This is a genomic window from Vibrio sp. ED004, from assembly GCF_023206395.1.
Taxonomy (GTDB): Bacteria; Pseudomonadota; Gammaproteobacteria; order Enterobacterales; family Vibrionaceae; genus Vibrio.
The window spans coordinates 1,895,506-1,919,727 of record NZ_CP066149.1; the positions used below are offsets into that span (position 1 = coordinate 1,895,506).

Here is a 24,222-nt window from a genome sequence, read left to right on the forward strand (position 1 = left end):
CGTAAGAGAGATAATCTATTCAAGCATTTTACTGGATTTTTGTACAGGATAAAGCTTAGAAGCAGATACGGGATACGGGTAAACGAGATTCGAAGAGATCAAGAGCAAATAGGAGTTTGGAGTTATCGGGGGATGAAAGAACAGGGCAGTACAAAAAATTAAAGCAGACTCGAAATACGAAAGGGTGAGTAGTGAAAAGCTTTTGCTCTTCGCATCTCGAGACTCGTATCTCTCATCTGCTTTATCTATCTTCTTTTAGATCTAGTTCTTACGACGTCTTACTTTTAGCGCGTGTGGCATCACACGTAGCTTCTTCATAATGCTCGCAAGGTGAACACGATCTTTGGTGGTCAGCAAGATTGTCACTGTGTACAAGCGTCCATCACGCTCTTCGGTAGAAATACCGTGAATGTTAGAGCCTGTTTTTGAGATAACGTTAGTTAACTCAGCCAGTGCACCTTGGTGGTTCTGCAGATCAACCTGAAGCTCAGCTGTGAATTCTTGGTCGTAATCGTCAGACCATTCAACCGCCATGTACTTGTCTGGTTCTTTTTGGTAACCACGAACGTTTGGACACGTTTCACGGTGAACCACAAGGCCACGACCTGGAGATACATGGGCAATGATGTGATCATCAGGAATCGGGTGACAACAGTTAGCGAACGTTAGTAGTAGACCTTCAGCACCACGGATCGGAAGTTTCTTCCTAGGTGTGTCGCTGTTGTTTTCGACTTCAGTCAGTTCGTCAGCATCACCAAGTAGACGACGAGCAATAACGATACTCATCAGCTCACCAAGACCAATCGATGCGAGCAAGTCTTCAACGTTATCTAGGCGTAAGTCTGACAATACATGCTCAAGGTTCTCTTGGCCGATATCGGCAATAGAGTGTTCACCAAGTGCGTGATTCAGTAGACGACGACCTAGCGTAATCGACTCTTCACGGCGCATCGTTTTCAGAACCTGACGGATCTTAGTACGCGCACGAGATGTCACTACGTAGTTGAGCCATGCTGCGTTCGGACGTGCGCCCGGAGCACTGATGATCTCAATGGTTTGGCCGTTCTTCAGCGATTTGCTGAGTGGGTAAGGGTTCATGTCGACACGAGCACCTACACACATGTTGCCGACATCGGTATGCACCGCGTAAGCAAAATCGACCGCTGTTGCGCCAGCAGGAAGTTCGACAATGCGACCCTTCGGCGTGAACACGAAGATCTCATCTGGGAACAGATCAGACTTAACGTTTTCAATGAATTCGAATGAGTTACCTGCGCTTTGTTGTAGCTCAAGTAAGCTCTGCATCCAACGTTGTGCTTTAACCTGAGCGGTTGTGCCATTACTGCTGCGTGAACCATTGCCTTTGTAAGACCAGTGCGCCGCGACACCTTTGTCTGCCATTTGATCCATATCTTCAGTACGGATCTGAACCTCAACTGGTACCCCGTGAGGGCCGATCATTGATGTGTGCAGAGATTGGTAGCCGTTGGCTTTTGGTACCGCAATGTAATCTTTCATGCGGCCAGGACGAGGCTTGTACAGGCTGTGAGCCTGACCAAGTACGCGATAACAAGTATCTGGGGTATCAACCACTACGCGGAAAGCGTAGATGTCCATAATGGTGTGGAAGCGCTGCTCTTTGGTTTTCATCTTGTTATAGATGGAGAATAGGTTCTTTTCACGACCAAGTACGCGAGCAGGCAAACCGACTTCTTCAAGGCGGCCTTCGATTTCGCTATGGATACGTTGGATCATTTCCTTACGGTTACCACGCGCAGCTTTCACTACGTTTTTCAGTACGCGATAACGGTTAGGGTAGAGGGCTTCGAAGCCCAGCTCTTCTAGTTCGGTCTTGATGTTATGAATACCAAGACGGTGAGCTAGTGGAGAATAGATCTCTAGGGTTTCACGAGCAATACGACGCTTTTTGTCAGGACGAAGTGCCCCAAGCGTGCGCATGTTGTGAGTACGGTCAGCTAATTTGATCAAGATAACGCGGATGTCTTGCACCATGGCGAGAACCATCTTACGGAAGTTCTCTGCTTGCGCTTCTTTGCGATCACGAAATTTAAGCTTATCCAGCTTAGATACACCATCAACCAATTCAGCAACGGTATTGCCAAATTTTTCCTCTAGATCTTCTTTAGTGACATCACAGTCTTCAATCACATCATGAAGTAGAGCAGCTTGTAGGGTTTCGATATCCAGACGCATTTCTGCCAGGATTCTTGAAACAGCTACAGGGTGGATAATGTATGGTTCACCGCTTGAGCGGGTTTGCCCTTCATGGGCGTCTCTCGCTACCACATAAGATTGACGCAGAGCCTCAATTTGAGGCTCTGTTAGGTATTCTTGGGCAACGTCTTTGAGGCTATCGAATAGATACAAATTAAAGGCCCGGAAGGTTAATTAGTTCGAATGACGTTCTTAACGAGTGTGAGCGATGCTGCTTACTGCTGCAAGTTCAGCCGCTTCTTGCTCTTGTTGCTCTTGACGTTCACGAGCATCTAGTACGTCTTTAGTGATAAGACCTTCTTCGATTTCGCGAAGAGCGATAACCGTTGGCTTATCGTTTTCTTCAGGCACTAGTGAATCTTTACCGCCAGTTTGCATTTGACGTGCGCGGCGAGCCGCAATAAGAACTAGGTCGAAACGGTTGCCAACTTTTTCAACAGCGTCTTGAACAGTTACGCGTGCCATGAGGACTCCAAATAGTAATTAACTAATAAATTTTTGATGACGAGAAAGTATACAAGTTTAACTAGAGACTTTCTAGATCACCGTATACTTATCTCAATGGAAAATCCAGTTATACCAATCACAGTAAATAAGTGCTCAGAGATAGCGCCGGAAAAAAGTTTGAGAACAAGGAAGAATTTTTCGATAAGTAGTGACCCTACAATCAAAAATTCTAACGACGTTATCAGGCTTTTTCACAAGCTAGAATGACCAGTTGTTTACTACGATTAGTATCAGAGATTATTCCGCCAGTAGTGCTGTAAGCATGCCGCTGTATTTAGCTGCTTGCTTATCTTCTTTCAAACGTTCCGCACGAATGATTGCTCTGAAGTCCATTAGGGCTGCATCAAAGTCATCATTCACGATCACATAGTCATACTCACTGTAGTGAGAAATTTCAGACTTTGCTTCGCTCATGCGTTTCGCAATAACTTCGTCGCTGTCTTGACCGCGAACGTTTAGACGACGCTCTAGCTCACCATTTGATGGTGGAAGAATGAATACACTCTTCGCTTGAGGCATCTGTTCACGGATCTGACGAGCACCTTGCCAGTCGATATCTAGGAATACATCGATACCGCGGTCTAGGTTTTCTTCAATCCAAACGCGTGAAGTACCGTAGTAGTTGCCGAATACTTCAGCGTACTCTAGGAACTCACCTTTATTGATCAGGTCTTCGAAGTGGTGCTTCTCTACGAAGTGGTAGTGAACACCATTTTCTTCACCAGGGCGCATACCGCGAGTGGTGTGTGAAACAGATACCTTCATTGCGTAGGTTGGATTGGTTTCTAGCATTGCTGAGATCAAGCTCGACTTACCTGCGCCACTAGGTGCAGATACGATGTAAAGAGTACCTTTGCCCATCTGTATATTTCCACTGTTGGTTGGATTGAGTGAAGGCGATAAACCGACACTATAAAAGATAGCACTGACCTTAACTGTTGTACCGATGGTTACGTCTATAAAGGGATAACGAGTAAAACTAATAGAAGCAACTGGTGAAATTTAGGTCAGAAAAATGGAGGCGAAGAGTAGCATATTTAGATGATTGAGAACAACTGGCTTGATCGTTATTTATTAGGGAATGATCTTCTCGATGATCTTTGTAGAAATGTAATGACTGGTCATCGGTACTTTTTTATGTGATCTGGACAAAATTTGTTGAAGTTTTAATCTCAATCCTTACAATCCGCGCAAACGATTAAATGCTGTATATATCTAGTGATATGGACTAGATGTTTCTACTACCGAGCCTACCTTGGTGACTACAGTTTTTAGTGTAGAGACCTCTCTATTCTCACAGCATTTGAATCACCAAATTCTTAATTTATTGCAAAGGTTTTGTTGTGAGTACCGATTCCACCCTGAAAGCCCAGAACACCTCTGGCTCGCTTGATTCGATGTTTAAAATCACTGAAAGAAAAACCACGATTGGCACTGAGCTGTACGCGGGTTTCATTACTTTCTTGGCAATGAGCTACATTCTGGCGGTTAACCCAGCGATTCTGGGTGATATTCCAGGTATGGACAAAGGTGCCGTGTTTACTGCGACAGCTCTGTCAGCGGCTATCGCAACCCTAATCATGGGTATTTGGGGTAACTACCCAGTAATGCTTGCGCCAGGCATGAGCATGAACGGCTTCTTCAAAGGCTTGTTGCTGAGTGGTTCGGTAGCTGTGCTTTGGAATGAAGCGCTATTTGGTATTTTCCTTTCGGGTATCCTTTACCTCGCATTCTCGTTAACCAATATTCGCAAATCGATGATTGAGTCGATTCCTGAAGATTTGAAGTTGGCGATTACCGTTTCTCTCGGTTTGTTCATTGCTTTCTTGGGTCTTAAGAATGCAGGCATCATCGTTTCTAACCCATTCGTATTGGTTGGCTTGGGTGACATTTCCGATCCAAAAGTGATCATCGCTTACGTGAGTATCTTTATCGCACTTGGCTGTATGGTTCGTGACATTAAGTTAGCGACGTTTATCTCGTTCGTTTCTGCTATCGTGTTGACCATTCTTGCTGACGTATTCATGGGTACATCAAACGCGCCAATCCCAGAGCAGCTAGTTGCGATGCCACCGAGCATGGCTGGCAGCTTCGGCGCTATTTTTGATTTCTCTGCTTTCACACCTGAGAAAATGTTCGACCTATTGTTCATCGTGCTTATCTTCCTGATTGTCGACTTCTTCGATGGCTTGAGCACGATTGTTGGTGTTGGCCGCGATGCGGGTATCATCGATAAAGACGGTAAGGTGCCAAACGCAAAATCGGCTCTAGTGGCGGATGCGGGTGGTACCGTGATTGGTTCGATTCTTGGTACAACATCAATCACCGCTTTCTCTGAGTCGGGTATCGCTTCTTCTCAAGGTGCGAAGACGGGCTTAGCGGCAGTGATGGTTGCAGGCTTGTTCCTAATCTCGCTATTCCTATACCCAATCTTCTCTATCTTCTCGGCAGCTATGGTTGCGCCTGCGATGGTAGTGGTGGGCATCTACATGGTAGGCCGTCTTGGTCAGATCAACTGGGAGAAGAAAGAGTCACGCATTGCAGCCTTCTTCACCATCATGTTCACAGTACTCAGTTTCTCACCAGCGAACGGTATGGCGATGGGCTTCATCAGCTACGCATTCACCATGGTTGTCGCGGGCAAGCGTAAAGAAGTTCACCCACTTATCTACGGACTGTGTGTGGTGTTCTTAACTTATCTGATTCTGCTATAAGGCAGCTCGGTAAGTAGCGTTTGTTAAGTAACAGATGTTAAGTAAAAGACTAATAGGTGGCTCTACAGTGAATGTGGAGCCATTTTTGTATCTGCCGTCTCTAGACGTGTAACTGGTGGCGTTATCCTAAAGTCGATGTTTTGAGAGTACGCGACTTATATTGATGCATGCTATTGTAGAGACTGGATTAATTATTTTTTGAAGAGTGACTATGCCTTCTCACTTACCTAAATCTTTTAGTAAGCCGTTTTTAAAAGTATTCCACATTATGGAAGCGGTGCTGCTGGTGGCGATCACGCTGGCGACCCTGTTCGCGATGGTCGAAGAGTTCATGCATGTATTCGCTGAACGTCGAGTGCAACTGACCGATATTCTGCTGATGTTTATCTATCTCGAAGTGTTGGCCATGGTTCAGCAGTTTGTGGTGAACGGTAAGATCCCGGTTAGGTATCCTATCTACATTGCTATGATGGCGATTGCTCGTTACATCACTTTAGGCATGAAAGAACTCGATGCGGTATTGATCGTTTGGTTGTCTTTAGCTGCATTTATTTTGGCCGCAGCAACGCTATTAATTCGTGTTGGACACCATTACTGGCCGTATGTGGATCTTCGAACCAAACAGCCAGATGAGTAAAACTTTGAAGGTTAAGACTTTATAAATGAAGCCCAGCGATAGCGCTGGGTTTTTTAATAAGGGGAGCTTGAGCGAAAAAACGTCGTTTTCTTTAAATAACGCTTTACAACCTAGCTAGGATCACCAAGAATGTCCTCGCTCTGTTTTCAGGGTTATTAAATGAAACATCCAGTTGTAAAGTAAAACCCTTAGTATTGCTTCATTGTTATTCTCAGTGTTTCCCTTAGCTTCATAGATACATTAAATAATTCAAGCTTTCAGCGCATCGCACTTTTTGGCGATTAATTTTTTATTTTTATATAAGGGACACATCATGTCTAACAAAGTAAACGGCGTAGTAAAATGGTTTAACGAAGAGAAAGGTTTCGGTTTCCTAACTCAAGACAACGGCGGCGCTGACGTATTCGTACACTTCCGTGCTATCGCTTCTGAAGGTTTCAAAACTCTTAAAGAAGGCCAACAAGTGTCTTTCGAAGTAGAGCAAGGCCAAAAAGGTCTTCAAGCTGCAAACGTTGTAGCTCTATAAGATTTTAAGTCGGCGCAGGTTGCAACAGCAACTTGCGTCACTTTCTCTCAAATCAGTATCCCCCTCAGTTCCACCGTAACACCCCCTTCAAAAAACGCTTAAATCCTTTTGTTACACCCGCTCTGTTCTATCTATAGCTGTATCTATCTTTTGCTCTAAACAATCTCCAGCGTAATTACTTGCTCACTGGCTTACCGTGATTGTCATTGTTGTATCCATAAAAAAGCCCCTAAAACTAGGAGCTCATTTTTAATTCACTAAGACTGTTATTCAATGTTCTGAATTTGCTCACGCATCTGTTCGATAAGAACCTTCAGCTCTACACCAGAAGCTGTGATGTCTGTGCTGATAGATTTAGACGCTAGCGTGTTTGATTCACGGTTGAACTCTTGCATCATGAAGTCCAGCTTACGGCCGCATGCGCCACCTTTCTTCAATACTGCATTGGCTTCTTTCACGTGAGAGTCTAGGCGGTCTAGCTCTTCTGCTACGTCTGACTTCTGTGCTAGCAGGATAAGCTCTTGCTCAACGCGAGAACCTTCTAGCTCAATTTTCGCTTCTTCAAACTTGTTAAGCAGACGCTCACGTTGCCATTCTAGGATTTCAGGCATGCGTGCACGAACTTTCACTACTTCTTCAGTGATCGCATCCAAGCGCTGTACGATTAGCGCCTTCATGTTTTCACCTTCACGAGCACGAGCATCAATGAACTCGGCAATCGCATCGTTGAATGCGTCTAGCAGGTCTTTGTTGATGGCATCCATGTCTTGCTCTGGAGTTTCCATCACACCAGGCCAGTTCATCACTTGGAATGGGTTCAAACGGCTTTCTTCGCCAGTCATGGTCATTACTTGGTTAGCAGCGTTAATTACTTGCTGTGCTAAACCTTCGTTGATGCTTAGCTCACCTTTAGCGGCTGGGTTTGCTTCGAAGCGTAGGTTACATTCAACCTTGCCGCGAGCTAGACGCTTACGGAAACGCTCACGTAGGATTGGCTCTAAACCACGGAACTGTTCAGGCATACGGAAGTAAGTTTCTAGGTAGCGTTGGTTTACACTACGGATTTCCCATACTGCTGTACCCCAATCGCCTTTTACTTCTTTGCGTGCGTACGCGGTCATACTATAAATCATCGAATTTTCCTGTCTTTTATCATTCTGAAAATAACGCGCACGCATAGTATCACGATACGAGTTGCACCCGAAGTCGATTGATTTTCACTATAAATAGCCTTTGAAGATAAATAGCTTTGAACGGCAAATAGATTTGAAAGATAAACTGCTATATAATCTTGCCCCAATCAAAACTGTCTCACCCCTTTCTTAGGTGATGCACTCTTTCGATAGTAAATCACTTCAGACTGTTAATAAGGTAGATACCAATGCGTCCAAATGACCGCGCTGTAGATCAAATTCGTCCAATTAAAATTACTCGTAACTACACAGCTTATGCTGAGGGTTCTGTATTAGTTGAGTTCGGCAACACTAAAGTTCTATGTAATGCGACGGTAGAAGAAAACGTACCGCGTTGGTTGAAAGGTCAAGGTAAGGGTTGGGTTACAGCTGAATACGGCATGCTGCCACGTGCAACGCACACTCGTAACCGTCGTGAAGCGGCGAGCGGTAAGCAAGGTGGTCGTACGATGGAAATCCAACGTCTGATCGCTCGTAGCCTACGTGCTGTTGTTGATTTAAAAGTAATGGGTGAAATCATGATCACTGTCGATTGTGATGTTATCCAAGCAGACGGCGGTACACGTACTGCTTCTATCTCAGGCGCAAGCGTAGCAATGGCTGACGCTATCAACAGCCTACTAGCAAGCGGCAAACTGAAAAAGAACCCAATGAAAGGCCATGTAGCGGCTGTTTCAGTGGGCATCGTTGGTGCACAGGCACTGTGTGACCTTGAGTACGTTGAAGACTCAGCAGCAGATACCGACATGAACGTTGTAATGACGGAAGACGGTAAGATGATTGAGATTCAAGGCACCGCAGAAGGCGAACCGTTCAGCCACGAAGAGCTGATGCAGCTTTTAGCCCTGGCAAATAAGGGCATTGCCGATATCGTCGAAGCGCAGAAAGCTGCGTTGGCCGACTAATTATTTTTAATAGCTCCCATTTGGGGGCTATTTTTTTATTTTCGTCATATATAACTCTACACCTGTGTTAGCTGCAATTTTTCACCCTAATCACATAGGTCCCCTATGCTTATAGGGCTGAAAAACTTTGCTGCCTTGTTGTAGAGCTATCTATTTAGAAAATACATCATCGTTAGCTTTCGAAGCGATCGGAAGTTAGGAATTGGAAAGTAAATTAATTTAGAGGATGAGCATGAAAGCATATCAACGTGAATTTATTGAATTTGCACTAGAGAAAGAAGTACTTAAGTTTGGTGAGTTTACTTTAAAGTCTGGCCGTAAGAGCCCTTACTTCTTCAATGCTGGATTGTTTAATACAGGTCGTGACCTAGCACGTTTAGGTCGCTTCTACGCAGCAGCATTGGCTGATTCAGGTATTGAGTTTGATGTACTATTTGGCCCTGCATACAAAGGTATCCCAATCGCGACGACAACAGCGGTAGCACTGGCAGATCACCACGATGTGGACACGCCTTACTGCTTTAACCGTAAAGAAGCGAAAGACCACGGTGAAGGTGGCAACCTAGTCGGTAGCGCACTGGAAGGTCGCATCATGCTTGTAGATGACGTGATCACTGCAGGTACTGCGATTCGTGAGTCGATGGAAATCATCCAAGCGAACGGCGCGGATCTAGCGGGTGTTCTTGTTGCTATCGACCGTCAAGAGAAAGGCAAAGGCGAGCTGTCTGCAATTCAAGAAGTTGAACGCGATTTCGGTTGTGCAATCATCTCAATCGTTAGCCTGACTGACCTTGTGACTTTCCTTGAAGAGAAAGGCACAGATGCAGCACATCTAGACGCAGTAAAAGCGTACCGCGCTCAATACGGAATCTAACACCTGAAGCGTCGAACCTAACGGTTTAACGTTCTAAGTTTAGAATCGAAAAATTAAAAAGGCCCGAGAGATAACTCTTTCGGGCCTTTTACTTTTCTATTGAAGTGAGCTGTTTTCCTATCTAACGATAGGCGCTCTATTTATAACGAATGCCGCGTTCAGCTTCTGGATCTTCCATTGTCTTGAAGCGCTTGTGTAGCCACATCCATTGCTCAGGAGCACGTAAGATAATCTTCTCTAGGTAGCTGTTCATGTAAGCCGCCGCCGCTTTCTCATCTTTTTGCGGATAGTTATCTTCGATCGACTCGTCAGCCATGATTTCATACTTGCCATCGGCATTTCTAAAACCTGAACCCGGAACAAGTGCACATCGGCTGGTGTACGCCAGAATGCTGGTGCCTGTGGTAGTACACGCATCTTCTACTGCGAAGAAAGGTACAAACACAGACTTGTTACGACCGTAATCATGATCCGGCAGATAGAAAAGGATCTCTCCCTGACGCAGAATTCGAATCATACGTTTCACGTCTTTTCGGTGAATCAGACGGTTGCCGTTTTGAGTACGACCACGGTATTGAATAAATTCATAAGCCGGATTGTTGTGCGGGCGATAAACACCTAAACCTGAAATACCAAGAACAGCCATTGCTCGTGCCGTGATCTCTAGGTTCAAGGCATGCACACAGCACAAAAGAACGCCTTTGCCGTTGGCTTTGTGTGTACGCAGCATTTGAGTGTCTTTGTCCACTAGGATGCGCTTGAAGCGCCATGTAGGCCAAAACCAAGTAATGCCAGTTTCGATCAGTGCCATACCGGTGTTCTTAAAGTTCTCACTCACCATAGCAGCGACTTCGTCTGCTGGCTTGTCTGGGAAGGCCAGTTCTAGGTTACGTGCTGCGACTGCAACGCGCTTTTTACCATAGCGAGCACCAAGAGAGCCTAACGAGCGACCTAGCAGTAACAAGATACGGTAAGGGAGAACGTTAACGATAAGCGCCAATAGCCCAAAGCCGAACCAAACACCCCAATATTTAGGGTGAAGTAGAGCTAGAGTAAAAGGCGGCTTAGTAATCACGTGTTGTGCCGTGCCGTTTGCTGAAGAAGTTTTCGTCGTCATAACCATCACTTAAGATTTGATTGCTACTTAATTTGATTGCTACTTAATCTGAGCGCTTAGCAGTGCCCAATAAGCATCAAAGTTTTCTGTCGGTTGATATTTGAAGTCAGAACGTACAAATCGATTCAGGCTGCCTTCAACTTGACCTAGCAACTGAGCCGCTAAGATTTTCTCATCAACTGGGAACGATTTTCCTTCACGAAGCTTTCTTTCGCGAAGAATTTGGCGAAGTTGAGTCTCAATACGTTCGAAAAGCTGATTAATTCGTTCACGAAGACGCTCATTCTCAAACATTAGGGCATGACCCGATAAAATACGAGTTAAGCCTGGGTTGCGCTCAGAGAAGACTAAGATCAGTTGCATCACTAAGCGGATACGCTCAAGAGTGTCTTTCTCTTCATCGAGAATGCGGTTGATTCGAGACATCAACGCTTCTTCTATAAACTCGATCAAGCCTTCAAACATGCGGGCTTTGCTTGGGAAGTGGCGGTATAACGCAGCTTCAGATACGCCGACTTGCTTAGCCAACTTTACCGTTGTGATACGAGAAGCACCTTCGGTCGATTCCAACATTTGTGCGAGAGCTTGTAGGATTTCTTCACGACGGTTTGATTTTCGAGTACCAGCCATCTATTTACTTCCTTTCCTAAAGATGAGGATTGAGTGAAGAAAGATTATAAACACCATTCAATTCTGTTTCCTAGTTTTGTGAGCCCTAGGTCAACAGAATCGAGAGGTGTCAGCAGATTGTCAGAGCAAATCTGTGCGTTTATGCATCAATAAGCTGTTGGATCTGATCGAGGATCTGGAAACCTAGCGTGTCTTTGCTCTCTAGTGGTAGAGATTTATCGCCGCCTTTCCAGTAAAGGTGCAATTCATTGCTACTGCTATTGAAACCTTGGCCTTCGACAGAAACGTCATTGGCACAAATCATATCAAGGTTCTTTCTTTCGAGCTTTCCGCGAGCGTATTTCTCTACATCTTGAGTTTCAGCAGCAAAGCCGACAGTAAATGGGCGACCTTCAGTCATTGAGGCGACAGAAGCGACAATGTCTGGGTTCTTAACCATGTGAATAGACATGTCATCTTTGCCATCGACCTTTTTGAGCTTTTGGTCTGCGATGGTCTCAGGGCGATAATCGGCAACCGCGGCGCAGCTGATGAAAATATCGTGTCGAGCGGCGTTAGCAGTAACGGCATCAAACATCTGTTGTGCGCTATCTACATCAACGCGAGTTACCTTGTTTGGTGTCGCGAGTGATACTGGACCGCTGACTAGGGTGACTGTTGCACCTTGTTTCGCGGCTGCTTCAGCTAGTGCATAGCCCATTTTTCCTGAGCTGTGATTAGTAATGTAGCGTACAGGGTCGATCGCTTCACGAGTCGGGCCTGCAGTAATAAGCACAGAACGGCCAGCAAGTGGCTTAGGTTGGAAGAAGTCTTCACAGCGATGCACGAGCTGCATTGGCTCTAACATGCGTCCCATACCAACATCACCACAAGCTTGCTCGCCTGCAGCAGGTCCCCAGATTTCACAACCACGACGTTTTAGTGTCGCGATGTTCTCTTGAGTGGCTGGGTGGCTGTACATTTGCTGGTTCATTGCTGGAGATACCGCAACTGGCGCATCGGTTGCTAACACCAGAGTGGTCAGTAGGTCGTTGCCCATGCCAGCAGTCATGCGTGCAATCAAGTCAGCGGTTGCAGGTGCTAGTAATACTAAGTCAGCCCACTTTGCTAGCTCGATGTGCCCCATAGAAGCTTCTGCAGCAGGATCAAGCAAACTATCAGACACAGGCCTTCCCGAGACTGCCTGCATGGTAAGGGGAGTGATGAACTCCTTGGCTGCATTGGTCATGACGACTTGTACCTGCGCCCCACGCTCAATTAGGCGGCGAGTCAGCTCGGCACATTTATAAGCAGCGATACCACCACTAATACCAAGAAGAATTTTTTTCCCTGCTAGGCCTTGTTGGTCAGCGTTACTCAGTGGATTAACCTGTGTTTGCATGATTCTGTTCCTTAATTTTTCTGCGACTTACGATATCAGAACAAAGGATGAGTGCCTAGAAGCAGAACTCGAACAGAGTTGACGCTCATCAAGTTGGTGTTATCAAACTTATCAATTACACGATTTTGTAAGTGACTCGCTGCCTTTTATCTCTATCAAAGGATCTCTGAGTGCAAGCTCATTAAGCTGATGGATCGTGTTCATGACCAATGATTAGCTTTTATATGCCGATAAATAAAATGCCCGCCGAATCGATGCCAAGAGAAAAGTTATTGAATAGAGGACCAGATTCGTTAAGTGATGCCGAACTTTTAGCAATATTTCTTAGAACGGGTACGCAAGGAATGAACGTTTTAGAGTTGGCGGACAAGTTAATTAAAGATTTTGGTTCGCTAAGGCATCTTTTTTCAGCAACGGAGGCAGAGTTCTGCGCTCATAAAGGGATGGGGCAGGCTAAATACGTTCAACTGCAGGCTGTGTTAGAGATGACGCAGCGCTATCTCGCGGAGACTTTATCTCGAGGTGACGCCTTAACCAGCCCCAGTCATACCAAGCTTTATCTCTCGAGCATATTGCGCGATCGCCAGCGAGAAGCCTTCTATATATTGTTCCTAGATAACCAGAATAGGGTCATAAAAGACGAGGTGATGTTTGAAGGAACCATCGATGCCGCATCGGTTTACCCGCGGGAAGTGGTAAAACGCGCTCTTCATCATAATGCAGCGGCATTAATTTTAGCGCATAACCATCCTTCGGGTGTCGCAGAGCCAAGCCAAGCAGATAGACGAATCACACGCCGTTTAACCGATGCATTAGCGCTGGTGGACATCCGAATTCTCGACCATTTTGTCGTCGGAGATGGTGAAGTTGTCTCTTTTGCAGAGCGTGGATGGATTTGAATCACATTTTAGGTTGTTAGTTACGTTAAATCTGCTATTATTCCGCCCACATTTTTAGACCTAAAATCAGCTCTGATTACTCAAGCAAGCTGCGCTGCACAAAAAAAGATCACGAAACCCGTAAAAAGGATCTGTTCGGGTCTTGAGCAATGCGTGTCAAGTTAGTATAATGCGCGACCTTTGATAGCCTTGTATGGATTTTCCATAACGGTTTTTACCTTCTATTTTAATTGATAGAGAGGTTCGGCCACCAAGGTTGATATCGAGCTGAAACGATTGGAGAAGACATTCATGTCCCGAGTATGCCAAGTAACTGGTAAGCGTCCAGTAACGGGTAACAACCGTTCACACGCACGCAATGCTACTAAGCGCCGTTTTCTGCCGAACCTACAAACTCATCGTTTCTGGGTAGAGAGCGAAAAACGTTTTGTTAAACTACGTCTAACTGCTAAAGGCATGCGTATCATTGATAAGAAAGGCATCGATGCTGTTCTTGTTGATATCCGTGCACGTGGCGAAAACGTTTAAGAGGAATTAAGCAATGGCTAAAGGCATTCGTGAGAAAATTCGTCTAGTATCTTCTGCAGGTACTGGTCACTTCTACACAACTGATAAGAACAAGCGTAACATGCCAGGCAAATTTGAGATCAAAAAGTTTGATCCAGTAGTTCGCCAACACGTTATGTACAAAGAAGCGAAAATCAAGTAATTGATGCTTTTTTTGCTCTTCTTCAGTAGAAGAAAGAATTGAAAAACCCAGCTTAATCGCTGGGTTTTTTTATACCCAAAGTTTGAGTAACTTAACTGCTCTTACTTGATATAACGCCTAATCGATAGAAAATCGTGCAGCATGGAAAGTATTGCCACTTTCACGATATACTGATTGCTCAATAGGTTAGATGAGCAGAATCAGATGAGATATCGTGGACGTAGGTGGAACAACATACTCATGTTGAGCGTGATTGCTTTTATTGGCGTGTTAAACCTTCCAACATTGATCAAAGCTTATCTCATCGAACCTGAGCCAGAATCTGAACTTAAGGTAAGTAGTCCTTACCCCTATCTATTAAATCCTGAATCAGAACTTCAAGCGTTGCACTTTGTGAAGTGGTCAATCGTACAAGAGGATGGTCAGTGGGTTTATCAAATGAAAGAGTCCGTGCCAAAACAAGCGACGAGTGCACAAGAGCTGTCACAACGTTGGCAACAGCTTGTAGGTACCGAGGTCGACTCACAAACCTATAACGACCTTTCTCCTCAGCTCAATACACCACACACTGTTGAAGTTTGGTATCACGCTCAGGAAGAGCCCCAGCGTATTACATATTATCAGCTGCCTGATTTTTGGTTATTAAAAAACTGGAATGATCAGTGGTTGGCGGTGTCTATTGAAGAGAGTTACTTGTTTCCAAGTCTTAACTCAGAGCATTCCTCAAAACCGGACGACTAAACTATGCCTGAATTACCCGAAGTCGAAGTAAGCCGTATGGGGATCTCACCTCATTTAGTCGGTGAGACCATCAAGACCCTTACCTTCCGTACGCCTAAGCTGCGTTGGGATATCCCACAAGATCTTAAAAAGTTAGAAGGGCAGGTGATTCGTGCGATCTCACGTCGCGCCAAGTACCTGTTGATTGAAACTGATACGGGCACTGCCATTGTGCATCTTGGTATGTCTGGCTCACTGCGTGTATTAGATGCCGATTTCCCCGCGGCAAAGCACGATCACGTGGATCTCAAGCTGACTAATGGTAAGGTGCTGCGTTATAACGACCCTCGTCGCTTTGGAGCGTGGTTATGGTCGGCGCCTGATGAAACTCATCCTGTGTTGCTTGGTTCTGGCCCAGAGCCACTGACTGACGACTTTAACGCTGAGTACATCGCCGAGAAGGCCGAAAAGCGTAAAGTGGCTATTAAACAGTTCATTATGGACAACAAAGTAGTAGTGGGTGTCGGGAATATCTACGCCAATGAAGCGCTATTTTCTTCACGAATCCACCCTTTACGCCCCGCAAGCAAAGTAACAAAAGAAGAATGGATCTTGTTAACCCAAGAGATCAAGCAAGTGCTCGCTACCGCCATCAAACAAGGTGGCACTACCCTCAAAGACTTCGCACAAGCAGATGGTAAGCCCGGATACTTCGCGCAAGAGCTGCAAGTGTATGGTAAAGCCGGTGAAAAGTGCCCGAGTTGTGGTGAGAAACTTGAAGAGCAAAAAATCGGACAACGCAATACGTTTTATTGCAAAGAGTGCCAAGTATAGAAAACCTGAACTCGTGTTCACTTTTTATTGCTAGTCGATAGGCTAGCGAGTGGCTACAATTGTACTAATTATATGAATTGAGAATAGTAGAATGAAATATTTAGTAACTGGCGTTGCTGGTTTTATTGGCTCTGCAGTATCAGAGCGACTATGTGCGGCAGGGCATGAGGTTGTTGGTATCGATAACCTAAATGACTACTATGAAGTCTCTCTGAAACATGATCGCCTTAAACGTATCGAACATGAAAACCTTACCTTTATCGAGCTTGATCTTGCGGATAGAGAAGGCATCGCTGAGCTTTTCGCACAGCAAAAGTTTGACCGTGTTATTCACTTAGCGGCGCAGGCTGGCGTTCGTTACTCAATCGATAATCCAATGGCGTATGCCGACAGTAATCTTGTTGGCCACTTAGCTATTTTAGAAGGTTGTCGTCATAATAAAGTTGAACACCTAGTTTATGCGTCTTCGAGCTCTGTCTATGGTTTGAACCACAAAATGCCATTCCACACGGCAGACAGCGTTGACCACCCAATTTCATTGTACGCTGCGACTAAGAAGTCGAATGAGCTGATGGCACATACCTATTCTCACCTATACGATGTACCGACGACAGGCTTACGCTTCTTTACGGTTTACGGCCCTTGGAGTCGCCCTGATATGGCGATGTTCAAGTTTGCGAATTTAATCGTAGCGGGCAAAGAGATCGATATTTATAACAACGGCGACATGATGCGTGACTTCACTTACATCGATGATATCGTTGAAGGCATTATTCGTGTACAAGACCGAGTTCCGGCAAAACAACCAGATTGGACAGTAGAGCAAGGGTCACCAGCGACTAGCTCAGCACCATACCGAGTGTTCAACATCGGTCATGGTAGCCCAGTTAAATTGATGGATTACATCGAAGCGCTTGAAAGTGCAATTGGTGTTGAAGCGAAGAAGAACTTCATGCCAATGCAACCTGGTGATGTATACGCAACTTACGCCGATACTGAGGATCTGTTTGAAGCAGTTGGCTATAAGCCTCAAGTGAAGATCCAAGAAGGCGCAAAAGCATTCGCGGATTGGTATAAGGCTTACTATTCTCTGTAAGAGCTAGTCTCTCGAACAAAAATAGCGCTCAATGAGCGCTATTTTTTGGTTCATCGCGGATTAGCGGGAACTAAAAACAAAAAAACGGTAGTAAGTGATATGGTTTAGTCGCCAAACAAAAATCATACACAAACTACCGTTTTCATGCCGAATCATACTTTCCTATCTTCATTCTGGGAAGGCTTTAAAATAGTAAAGTCTCACCAGACAGCATCACTTGTTACACTAACTCTTAAACCTAATTCTGAGGCTAAATGCCTTTGCGGTCTTGAAGCTGAGGCTATCCATGAGTATCAATGGCGTCATGTGAAAGAGGCCATGTTGTTCAATGTTCCTGTTGAGCTTTCCGTTCAAACTCGAAGGATCAAGTGTCGTGACTGCGGCATAAAAACAGAGTTTCTATCTTGGTTAGAGCCTTATGCTCGTATAACGACGCGTCTAAAAAGCTATATAGAACAACTACTGCCTCTTCTTCCCATTAAGCATATCTCCCAGTTAACGAGCGTTCATTGGCACACCATTAAAGAGATAGATAAACGTCGACTTCGCCAAGTGGTACCGTCAGTGAAATGGGAAGGGCTAAGGCAACTCGTCATGGACGAGTTCGCCATCTTTAAAGGGCACCGATATGCCACAGTCATCGCTGATGCTAAGACTCACCAAGTCATTTGGATAGGGTTAGGTCGTAGCCGCAAGGACATACGACCGTTTTTCGAGCAGTTAGGCAAGCATGGTAACAATATCGAAGCGGTCGCAATGGACATGAATACGGCTTTTGACCTTGAAGTTCAAGCGCACTGCCCGAATGCAAAAATCGTTTACGACTTATTCCATGTTGTTGCTAAGTTCGGTCGTGAGGTGATGGATAGAGTCAGAGTCGACCAAGCTAACAAACTCAAGCAGGATAAAAAAGCGAGGCAATGGGTGAAGCGCTCACGCTGGGTACTGCTGAAAAACAGAGGTAATTTAAATGCACGACAAGATAGCTATCTTACTGAAATATTGAATATCAATAAGGACTTGATGGCCACTTATATACTCGGCTCACAACTCAAAGAGCTTTGGTACTGTAAATCAGAAGCACATGCTAAGGGGCTCTGGGAGGTATGGTGGGCACAAGTGCAAGAGAGTGGAATTAAGCCATTGAAAGAGTTTGCACGAAAACTGAGGCCTTATCTTCACGGTATTATTGCATCGGCAACTTATCCGCTCAACACCTGCACATTGGAAGGGATAAACAACAAAATAAAGTTAATCAAGCGAATGGGGTATGGATATCGAGATACAGACTACTTCTTCTTGAAGATAAAAGCGGCTTTCCCCGGAAAGCCGCGATGAACCTTTTTTTTTTGAAGATAGTAAATGCTGAGCATCTATAATTTGGGCCTGTATTCTTTTCCTAAAATAGACAGGTGATAAAAGTTAGTTGCTAGGTTGAGCGTCATGCTCTTTATTTTATTAGCGGCTTTCAGTAAGGCTACTGAATAGTTTTTTTTGCCTTTGCCTTTGCCTTGACGAATGATTGACGGCTGCTTACTACGCTGTAATCCCGCAGGTGCAACACCAAACATGGGGTGTTTATGAACCCAAGTATTCCGTAAGAAGACATCGACCGGATAATTGAAAGTTGAACTATGTTCGATAAAAGATCGTGCAGCTTTTGGAGATATAGCGTAGCAGGCAGTTCCTTGAGGAACTTTCAAGTACTTTACAAGGTTTTGGTTTTTGTACTTATCAACAGAGTAATGCAGTTTGTTTTTACTGTCTTGTAAGCGAATAAAACCACATTGCTCAATATGCTGCTCTGCGATAGCTAGCGTATTGCGAAATGTGGTTTCGTCAATGTTGACATGATCTTCGAAGACTAAAACTGGTTCATTGAGCTCTATACACTTTTGCCATATAAGGTAATGACTTGCATAGCACCCAACTTCACCGATAATATGGGGCCTCCCCATGTTGTACAAAAAATTTCTTTCTTGAATTCTGGTTAGTAAAGGGTGCTCATCAACTCTTGCATCTACACCAATAAAAAACTCAAAATCAATTTGAACATTTTTCAGTATTTCCGATGTTAACTCTTGTCTGCTATTACTACCGCTTAAAGTGATACAGTATGATTTCATAAACTATATTGATGTATTTGTTTTTAGTTTATTATGTTACCACTCGCATGACTTTTTGTAATGGACGTTCATTTTGGTTGTGATGGGCGTCAAAATGTTGAAAGAGCATTATTATTACTTCTACAGTGTTAGCTCGATTGTGCCTGCTAAGAAACATCTCTGAAATATGATTAACTAGGTGCGTGATAATACTAATTTTATTCTTACTAAACATAGTACTCGCTGATGTTATAAATTTTTCAACTAAATTCTAGCGCTCTAGGAGTGCTAGAATTATTTTTGGAGCTGGGAGGATTAGTTTGTCGTTTTGAGTTTTATTTCGTCTGCCACTTTTTGTGGTACAAACTGACTAATGTCCCCACCATGTATAGCCACTTCTCGAACTATTGTCGAAGAAAGGAATGCATACTCTTCTGAAGGGGTCAGAAACACGCTTTCAAGGCCTGGTAGGAGTTTGCGATACATACTGGTGAGACCAAACTCGTACTCGAAATCCATTGTTGTTCTCAGACCGCGCACCAACACGTTTGCTTGCTGCTGCTTAGCAAAGTCGACCAGCAATCCCGAAAATCCTTCAACAGACACGTTCGTTAAGTAAGACACGGCATCACGTAACAACTCTACTCGTTTATCTAACTCAAACATGGTTTTTTTACTCGGGCTCGCTGCTACTCCAACGGTGATATGATCAAACATGCTTGCAGCACGGACGATAATATCGAGGTGACCGTTGGTTACCGGATCGAAAGTGCCTGGGTAGATAACGTGTGTGGTCATATTAGCTGTCCTTGCTTGGTGTTTTAATAGAGTTTAAAGCTTTATCTAGTTTTTGCTGCACCATGTCGAGTGTGATGTCTTTCATTAAATCATCGCCTTTTGCTCGAGTTCCCCATGGAAGGTCTTTAACCGGTTTCCCTTGTTGTGCCTCTACGTGCTGTTGATAAACACTGACTACGATATCAAGGTCATTGTAGGGCCCTGTTCTTCGAGGATCGCTGTGTGCGTATAACCCGATGACAGGTGTTGATTGTGTCGTCGCCAGATGTGCAGGGCCGGTATCTGGTGCGATTACCACGGTCGCGTGCTTGAGTACAGCGGTGAGTTGCTTTAGGTTAGTTTTGCCAATTAAGTTGATGACAGGAGATTGGCATAGAGCTTCGATGTCTTTACCAAGGTTTACTTCTCGTGGAGCAGGAGAGCCACACAGTACTACTTGCATCCCTTTTTCTACTGCATAATCGGCAATAGCGGCATATCGTTCAGTTAGCCAGTTACGTGAATCTTTGCTTGCGGCAGGAGATATAACCAAGGTTTGTTTCCCAGCCATGGTGTCGATGGCTAGCTGTTCGTCTTCCGGCGTTAAAGGAATGTCCCATTGGGGTTTATCGAAGGGCACACCAATGTAGCGAGCAAATTCGGCAAAGTTATCTAATACATGAAACCTGTCTGAAATAGGCAAGTGGCGATTAGTAAAGAGTGATTGCATTTCACGAGTACGGTTTTTGCCAAACCCCACCTTACACTTCGCCTTTATTCCCCAGGAAAGTACGCTGGCTCTGAGTGCGGCTTGCATGTGTAGCAGCGCATCAAATTTTCGACCTGACAATTGGCGCCATAGTTCACGCATTCCTTTGAAGCCTTGTCTCTTATCGAAAACAATTACCTCAATACCCGGCAGGTCGCCGATCAGCATGGCTTCTATTTTGCCGGTTATCCAAGTAATTTTCGTTTCAGGCCACTGCTTCTGGATGGCTTGAACCACAGAAACAGCATGACAAACATCGCCAATCGCGGATAGGCGGAGTATGCAAAGAGATTGAGGTGCAGTTGAGAACAGTGACATAAAGAGTCCGAAAAAGTGAATAACATCAGAATTATGCAGATACTCGCATTAGTTGTAAAATAGCAATGACGAAAAGCGACCCAAAGGCCTCATAGATGGAAACGATTAACACTAAGAACCAAACAATTTGGTATGACCCTGAACTTCTGGCTCAAGTACCGGAGGATGATATGGTTCAGATCTTTGAGGCAGAATACTGGCAGCAACGTGAGGCTATTTCAGGGAGTGCCCAGGGGCGTGGTACCACCTGGTTTATTCAACTTGATGGAATGCAAGCCGCGTTGCGTCACTATCGCCGTGGTGGGCTATTTGGCAATTTCATTGAAGACCAGTACCGATTTTCAGATTGGGAAAGTACGCGTTGCGCGATGGAGCTTAATGTTCTTCATGTGTTAGCTAGCGTAGGTGTGAATGTACCCAAGCCGATTGCCGCTCGAGCGACGAAAAGCGGACTATTTTATCGTGCAGATCTGATGTCGGAACGAATTCCCAATGCGAAAGATCTGGTCGATGTATTGATGGCTAATCCGATAGGTGCGGAGATCTATCAAAGGATTGGCCAAGAGATACGTAAAATGCACGATGCTGGGGTTAATCACACTGATCTCAACATTCATAATATCCTGCTTGATGATTCAAAAAAGGTGTGGATTATTGACTTTGACAAGTGTGGTCAGCAAGCGGGTGATGACTGGAAAGAAGGTAACTTGAATCGCTTAAAGCGCTCATTCCTAAAAGAAGTAAACAAGCGCCAGATTCAATGGCAGGAGTCGGATTGGGAGCCGATATTAAAAGGTTATAAAGGTTAGATGTTAAAAGGCTACCAAGGCTAATAAAATCGAATGGTTGTTAGCCAATAATGTGTTGTAAGGTGTTATCCAACGCCCCTCGATTCTGCTCAACCACTTGATAAGCCGCTAAGCCTTTATCTTTACGTAAGTTAGGTTGTGTGAACAGCTCTTTTAGCTGGCCTGCAATTTCATTGCTGTTTTGACAAATAGTGACAGCTTGAGCTTCAAGCAGTTTGTCGGTGATCTCGCTAAAATTAAAGTAGCTAGGGCCATTTAGCAGAGGCAACTTCAGGGCTGCTGGCTCTAGCAAGTTATGCCCTCCTACTTTATCTCCAACAAGGCTTCCACCCATAAAACAGACATCAGCGCCGCCGAGTAGTACCAACATTTCTCCCATCGTATCAGCTATATACATTTCAATATCAGATGTTAATGGTTGTTGGCTCGTTCGAGTTACGGTGTTGAAGCCATGCTGCCTAGCGAGTTCTGTCACTTGGTTGAATCGCTCTGGGTGGCGAGGCACGATCACCAGCAACGCATTTGGATTGTCTTTAAGAAGTTGCTTATGAGCATCTAAAACAATATCGTCTTCACCTTGATGAGTGCTTGCAGCAATCCAGACATCGCGATCAAAACCTACCTGCTCCCTTAATGCTTTACCTTTTTCAACTTGTTCAGAAGAGACTTCAATATCAAACTTGATTGAGCCCGTCACATGCACAGATGACTTATTTAACCCCAGCCTTACAAAACGTTCCGCATCATTAGGGTATTGGCAAAGTACTTGAGAAAGGTTTTTGGCTAAGAGGTCAAAAACGGCTTGGAATTTAGCATAACGCTGGCACGAGCGTTCGGAAAGGCGAGCGTTGAGTACTGAAATCGGAATCCCAGCGTTTGCGACACAATGCAACGTGTTTGGCCACAGCTCTGTTTCCATAATCAACATTTGTTTTGGTTTTACTGATTTAAGGAAGCCTCGTACACACCAAGAAAAATCAATCGGCATGTAGCGATGCTCGACCAAACTACCAAGCTTGTCTATTTGCTCTGCACCTGTGCTGGTTGTCGTGGTCACGATAATGGCTTGATTTCGATCTCGCTGCTTCAGTTGCTTAATGATAGGTATCGCAGCAATCGATTCACCCACGGATACGGCATGAATCCAGATCGGGCTTTTACCCTGAGTTTGCGGCGTAATGCCGAAATGCTCTTTCCAACGCTTACCGAAACTTGGTTTGCCGGGTTTGCTCTTATAAAGCCCATAAAGGAGCAGTGGAGAGGCCAATGACAATATAAGAGTGTATATAATTCGTATAAGCATAAGAACAGTGACACCAGAGGGTAAAATCAGTAATCAGAAGAGTATTTTCTTCAATCTCGAAAGTAAAGAGCGTTATAATTAAATGCTTAGTTACACTTTCAAACGGAAATGGTGAACTCTATCTCATCGCTTATTCAAACCGATCAATCCTATCGTTTTTTGCTCTATGTCGAGCAAAACTACTCATTTGCTATCCTTCGTCCATTTTATAACTACGCGAAGCAACTTGGCCATGACGTAAAGTGGTTGCTCGTAGGTGAGGATGCTTCTGAACATCTTTTATTAGAGCAAGAGCTGCGCGTGTCTTTGAAAGAAGCTGTCGCTTATAACCCTTCTGCTGTTTTAGTACCCGGGGATCGCGTTCCTGCTTTTATCCCTGGGTTGAAGGTACAAGTATTTCACGGTTTGAATGAGAGTAAACGAGGGAACTTATATCCTGAGCGTGGTCTATTTGATTTGTATTGCACAGAAGGCCATGAAAGGACCAACTCATTGGAACCATTAGCTAAGCAGCGTGGCTATTTTCAAGTCAAAGAGACCGGTTGGTTGAAGCTAGATAGCTTGTTTAATTACCAAGTCAGTGACAAGCATTTTGAAAGACCGCAAATTCTATTTGCTTCCACTTTTTCGCCAAGCTTATCCTGTGCTGAATTGGTTTATGAAGAGCTTAAACGCCTAAGCCAAATGAGCCAGTGGCAATGGTTAGTCACACTGCATCCTAAAATGAAGCAAGAGACACGAGAAAAATACCAGGCGTTGGAAGGGGATAACCTTCTGTTCTTCGACAATGACCGAGTGATTGAAATGCAACATCGTGCTGATGTTATGGTGTGTGACAACTCATCGATATTTCAAGAGTTTTTGTTACTCAATAAGCATGTTGTTACGGTAAACAACCGAGACCCTCAAGCGAGCTTCATCAATATTACTCAAGCAGAGCAGTTAGAGTCAGCAATTCAACAAGCAATGCGACCTGATGAAGCAAGAGATAACGCTATCGCTAATTATGGCCCATCGATAACCCCATATTTAGATGGCCAATCCTCAGCGAGAGTTCTGAGTGCGATTACTGAAGTGCTAGAAAGTGGTTGGCAAGATAAGAAACCCAAAAATTGGATTCGTAACTTTAAGATCCGTAAATCATTAAACTATTGGAAATTCTAG

General features: G+C 44.6%; 25 protein-coding genes and 1 riboswitch. Of the genes, 14 read left to right on the forward strand and 11 right to left on the reverse strand.

Features of this window, described 5'->3' with window-relative positions:
- Nucleotides 1–261: 261 nt before the first annotated feature.
- The 3 genes from spoT to gmk form a co-directional block, all read right to left on the reverse strand.
- On the reverse strand, nucleotides 262–2,388 hold the full coding sequence (spoT, locus tag ITG10_RS08560; protein ID WP_017629494.1) for a bifunctional GTP diphosphokinase/guanosine-3',5'-bis pyrophosphate 3'-pyrophosphohydrolase: 2,127 nt from the start codon (nucleotides 2,386–2,388) through the stop codon (nucleotides 262–264).
- Between the two features lie 39 nt (nucleotides 2,389–2,427).
- A complete protein-coding gene (gene rpoZ / locus ITG10_RS08565) occupies nucleotides 2,428–2,700 on the reverse strand; it encodes a DNA-directed RNA polymerase subunit omega (RefSeq protein WP_009848003.1) in 273 nt (90 codons plus the stop codon).
- A gap of 279 nt (nucleotides 2,701–2,979) precedes the next feature.
- A complete protein-coding gene (gmk, locus tag ITG10_RS08570) occupies nucleotides 2,980–3,603 on the reverse strand; it encodes a guanylate kinase (RefSeq protein ID WP_017629495.1) in 624 nt (207 codons plus the stop codon).
- 324 nt (nucleotides 3,604–3,927) lie between these two features.
- Nucleotides 3,928–4,027, forward strand: a riboswitch (purine riboswitch).
- A gap of 58 nt (nucleotides 4,028–4,085) precedes the next feature.
- Between gmk and ITG10_RS08575 the strand changes: the two genes are divergently transcribed.
- From ITG10_RS08575 to ITG10_RS08585, 3 genes are all read left to right on the forward strand, one after another.
- Entirely contained in the window at nucleotides 4,086–5,456 is a 1,371-nt protein-coding gene (locus tag ITG10_RS08575) for an NCS2 family permease (protein WP_017629496.1), read from the forward strand.
- Nucleotides 5,457–5,667: 211 nt separating this feature from the next.
- Nucleotides 5,668–6,093, forward strand: a complete 426-nt coding sequence (locus ITG10_RS08580) for a phosphate-starvation-inducible PsiE family protein (protein ID WP_026084101.1) — start codon at nucleotides 5,668–5,670, stop codon at nucleotides 6,091–6,093.
- Nucleotides 6,094–6,406: 313 nt separating this feature from the next.
- Nucleotides 6,407–6,619 (forward strand): cold-shock protein, encoded by a 213-nt coding sequence (locus tag ITG10_RS08585; protein WP_017071067.1) that lies wholly within the window; start codon nucleotides 6,407–6,409, stop codon nucleotides 6,617–6,619.
- Between the two features lie 266 nt (nucleotides 6,620–6,885).
- Here ITG10_RS08585 and ITG10_RS08590 read toward each other — a convergent pair whose 3' ends face one another.
- Nucleotides 6,886–7,752 carry a YicC/YloC family endoribonuclease gene (locus ITG10_RS08590; protein ID WP_017629498.1) on the reverse strand — a complete coding sequence of 289 codons (867 nt, stop codon included), beginning with the start codon at nucleotides 7,750–7,752 and terminating at the stop codon, nucleotides 6,886–6,888.
- Between the two features lie 248 nt (nucleotides 7,753–8,000).
- Between ITG10_RS08590 and rph the strand changes: the two genes are divergently transcribed.
- Both rph and pyrE read left to right on the forward strand, forming a co-directional pair.
- A complete protein-coding gene (gene rph, locus ITG10_RS08595) occupies nucleotides 8,001–8,717 on the forward strand; it encodes a ribonuclease PH (protein ID WP_009847983.1) in 717 nt (238 codons plus the stop codon).
- Nucleotides 8,718–8,949: 232 nt separating this feature from the next.
- The gene (gene pyrE / locus ITG10_RS08600; protein WP_026084102.1) at nucleotides 8,950–9,591 is read left to right on the forward strand and encodes an orotate phosphoribosyltransferase; all 642 of its coding nucleotides are present in this window, start codon (nucleotides 8,950–8,952) and stop codon (nucleotides 9,589–9,591) included.
- A 136-nt stretch (nucleotides 9,592–9,727) separates the two neighbouring features.
- On the opposite strand, the gene lpxL is transcribed toward pyrE, so the two are convergent.
- From lpxL to coaBC, 3 genes are all read right to left on the reverse strand, one after another.
- On the reverse strand, nucleotides 9,728–10,708 hold the full coding sequence (gene lpxL / locus ITG10_RS08605; protein WP_017629500.1) for an LpxL/LpxP family Kdo(2)-lipid IV(A) lauroyl/palmitoleoyl acyltransferase: 981 nt from the start codon (nucleotides 10,706–10,708) through the stop codon (nucleotides 9,728–9,730).
- A 39-nt stretch (nucleotides 10,709–10,747) separates the two neighbouring features.
- A complete protein-coding gene (slmA, locus tag ITG10_RS08610) occupies nucleotides 10,748–11,338 on the reverse strand; it encodes a nucleoid occlusion factor SlmA (RefSeq protein WP_016768952.1) in 591 nt (196 codons plus the stop codon).
- A gap of 139 nt (nucleotides 11,339–11,477) precedes the next feature.
- Nucleotides 11,478–12,719: a bifunctional phosphopantothenoylcysteine decarboxylase/phosphopantothenate--cysteine ligase CoaBC gene (gene coaBC / locus ITG10_RS08615; RefSeq protein WP_017629501.1), complete on the reverse strand. Its 1,242-nt coding sequence runs from the start codon at nucleotides 12,717–12,719 to the stop codon at nucleotides 11,478–11,480.
- A gap of 224 nt (nucleotides 12,720–12,943) precedes the next feature.
- Here coaBC and radC point away from each other — a divergent pair, with 224 nt between their 5' ends.
- The 7 genes from radC to ITG10_RS08650 all read left to right on the forward strand — a co-directional run bounded on the left by radC (nucleotide 12,944) and on the right by ITG10_RS08650 (nucleotide 18,315).
- On the forward strand, nucleotides 12,944–13,618 hold the full coding sequence (gene radC, locus ITG10_RS08620; protein WP_248386809.1) for a DNA repair protein RadC: 675 nt from the start codon (nucleotides 12,944–12,946) through the stop codon (nucleotides 13,616–13,618).
- Between the two features lie 291 nt (nucleotides 13,619–13,909).
- Nucleotides 13,910–14,146 (forward strand): 50S ribosomal protein L28, encoded by a 237-nt coding sequence (gene rpmB / locus ITG10_RS08625; protein ID WP_004728407.1) that lies wholly within the window; start codon nucleotides 13,910–13,912, stop codon nucleotides 14,144–14,146.
- 13 nt (nucleotides 14,147–14,159) lie between these two features.
- A complete protein-coding gene (gene rpmG, locus ITG10_RS08630; protein WP_002535344.1) occupies nucleotides 14,160–14,327 on the forward strand; it encodes a 50S ribosomal protein L33 in 168 nt (55 codons plus the stop codon).
- Nucleotides 14,328–14,531: 204 nt separating this feature from the next.
- Nucleotides 14,532–15,068 (forward strand): hypothetical protein, encoded by a 537-nt coding sequence (locus tag ITG10_RS08635; RefSeq protein WP_128644320.1) that lies wholly within the window; start codon nucleotides 14,532–14,534, stop codon nucleotides 15,066–15,068.
- 3 nt (nucleotides 15,069–15,071) lie between these two features.
- Nucleotides 15,072–15,881, forward strand: coding sequence for a bifunctional DNA-formamidopyrimidine glycosylase/DNA-(apurinic or apyrimidinic site) lyase (gene mutM / locus ITG10_RS08640; RefSeq protein WP_017629503.1), 810 nt, complete (start codon nucleotides 15,072–15,074; stop codon nucleotides 15,879–15,881).
- Nucleotides 15,882–15,972: 91 nt separating this feature from the next.
- Entirely contained in the window at nucleotides 15,973–16,977 is a 1,005-nt protein-coding gene (locus ITG10_RS08645) for an NAD-dependent epimerase (protein ID WP_017629504.1), read from the forward strand.
- Nucleotides 16,978–17,121: 144 nt separating this feature from the next.
- The gene (locus tag ITG10_RS08650) at nucleotides 17,122–18,315 is read left to right on the forward strand and encodes an ISL3 family transposase (protein WP_248386810.1); all 1,194 of its coding nucleotides are present in this window, start codon (nucleotides 17,122–17,124) and stop codon (nucleotides 18,313–18,315) included.
- 35 nt (nucleotides 18,316–18,350) lie between these two features.
- Here the strand turns inward: ITG10_RS08650 and ITG10_RS08655 are convergent, their stop codons facing one another.
- From ITG10_RS08655 to ITG10_RS08665, 3 genes are all read right to left on the reverse strand, one after another.
- Nucleotides 18,351–19,103, reverse strand: a complete 753-nt coding sequence (locus ITG10_RS08655; RefSeq protein ID WP_017630604.1) for a glycosyltransferase family 25 protein — start codon at nucleotides 19,101–19,103, stop codon at nucleotides 18,351–18,353.
- Between the two features lie 294 nt (nucleotides 19,104–19,397).
- Nucleotides 19,398–19,880, reverse strand: coding sequence for a pantetheine-phosphate adenylyltransferase (gene coaD, locus ITG10_RS08660; protein WP_017630605.1), 483 nt, complete (start codon nucleotides 19,878–19,880; stop codon nucleotides 19,398–19,400).
- Nucleotide 19,881: 1 nt separating this feature from the next.
- Nucleotides 19,882–20,946 (reverse strand): glycosyltransferase family 9 protein, encoded by a 1,065-nt coding sequence (locus tag ITG10_RS08665; RefSeq protein WP_017630606.1) that lies wholly within the window; start codon nucleotides 20,944–20,946, stop codon nucleotides 19,882–19,884.
- Nucleotides 20,947–21,041: 95 nt separating this feature from the next.
- On the opposite strand from ITG10_RS08665, the gene ITG10_RS08670 reads away from it, so the two are divergent.
- Nucleotides 21,042–21,755 (forward strand): 3-deoxy-D-manno-octulosonic acid kinase, encoded by a 714-nt coding sequence (locus ITG10_RS08670; RefSeq protein ID WP_017630607.1) that lies wholly within the window; start codon nucleotides 21,042–21,044, stop codon nucleotides 21,753–21,755.
- A 40-nt stretch (nucleotides 21,756–21,795) separates the two neighbouring features.
- Here the strand turns inward: ITG10_RS08670 and waaA are convergent, their stop codons facing one another.
- Entirely contained in the window at nucleotides 21,796–23,058 is a 1,263-nt protein-coding gene (waaA, locus tag ITG10_RS08675) for a lipid IV(A) 3-deoxy-D-manno-octulosonic acid transferase (protein ID WP_026084218.1), read from the reverse strand.
- A gap of 132 nt (nucleotides 23,059–23,190) precedes the next feature.
- Here waaA and ITG10_RS08680 point away from each other — a divergent pair, with 132 nt between their 5' ends.
- Nucleotides 23,191–24,222, forward strand: coding sequence for a UDP-N-acetylglucosamine 2-epimerase (locus ITG10_RS08680; protein WP_026084219.1), 1,032 nt, complete (start codon nucleotides 23,191–23,193; stop codon nucleotides 24,220–24,222).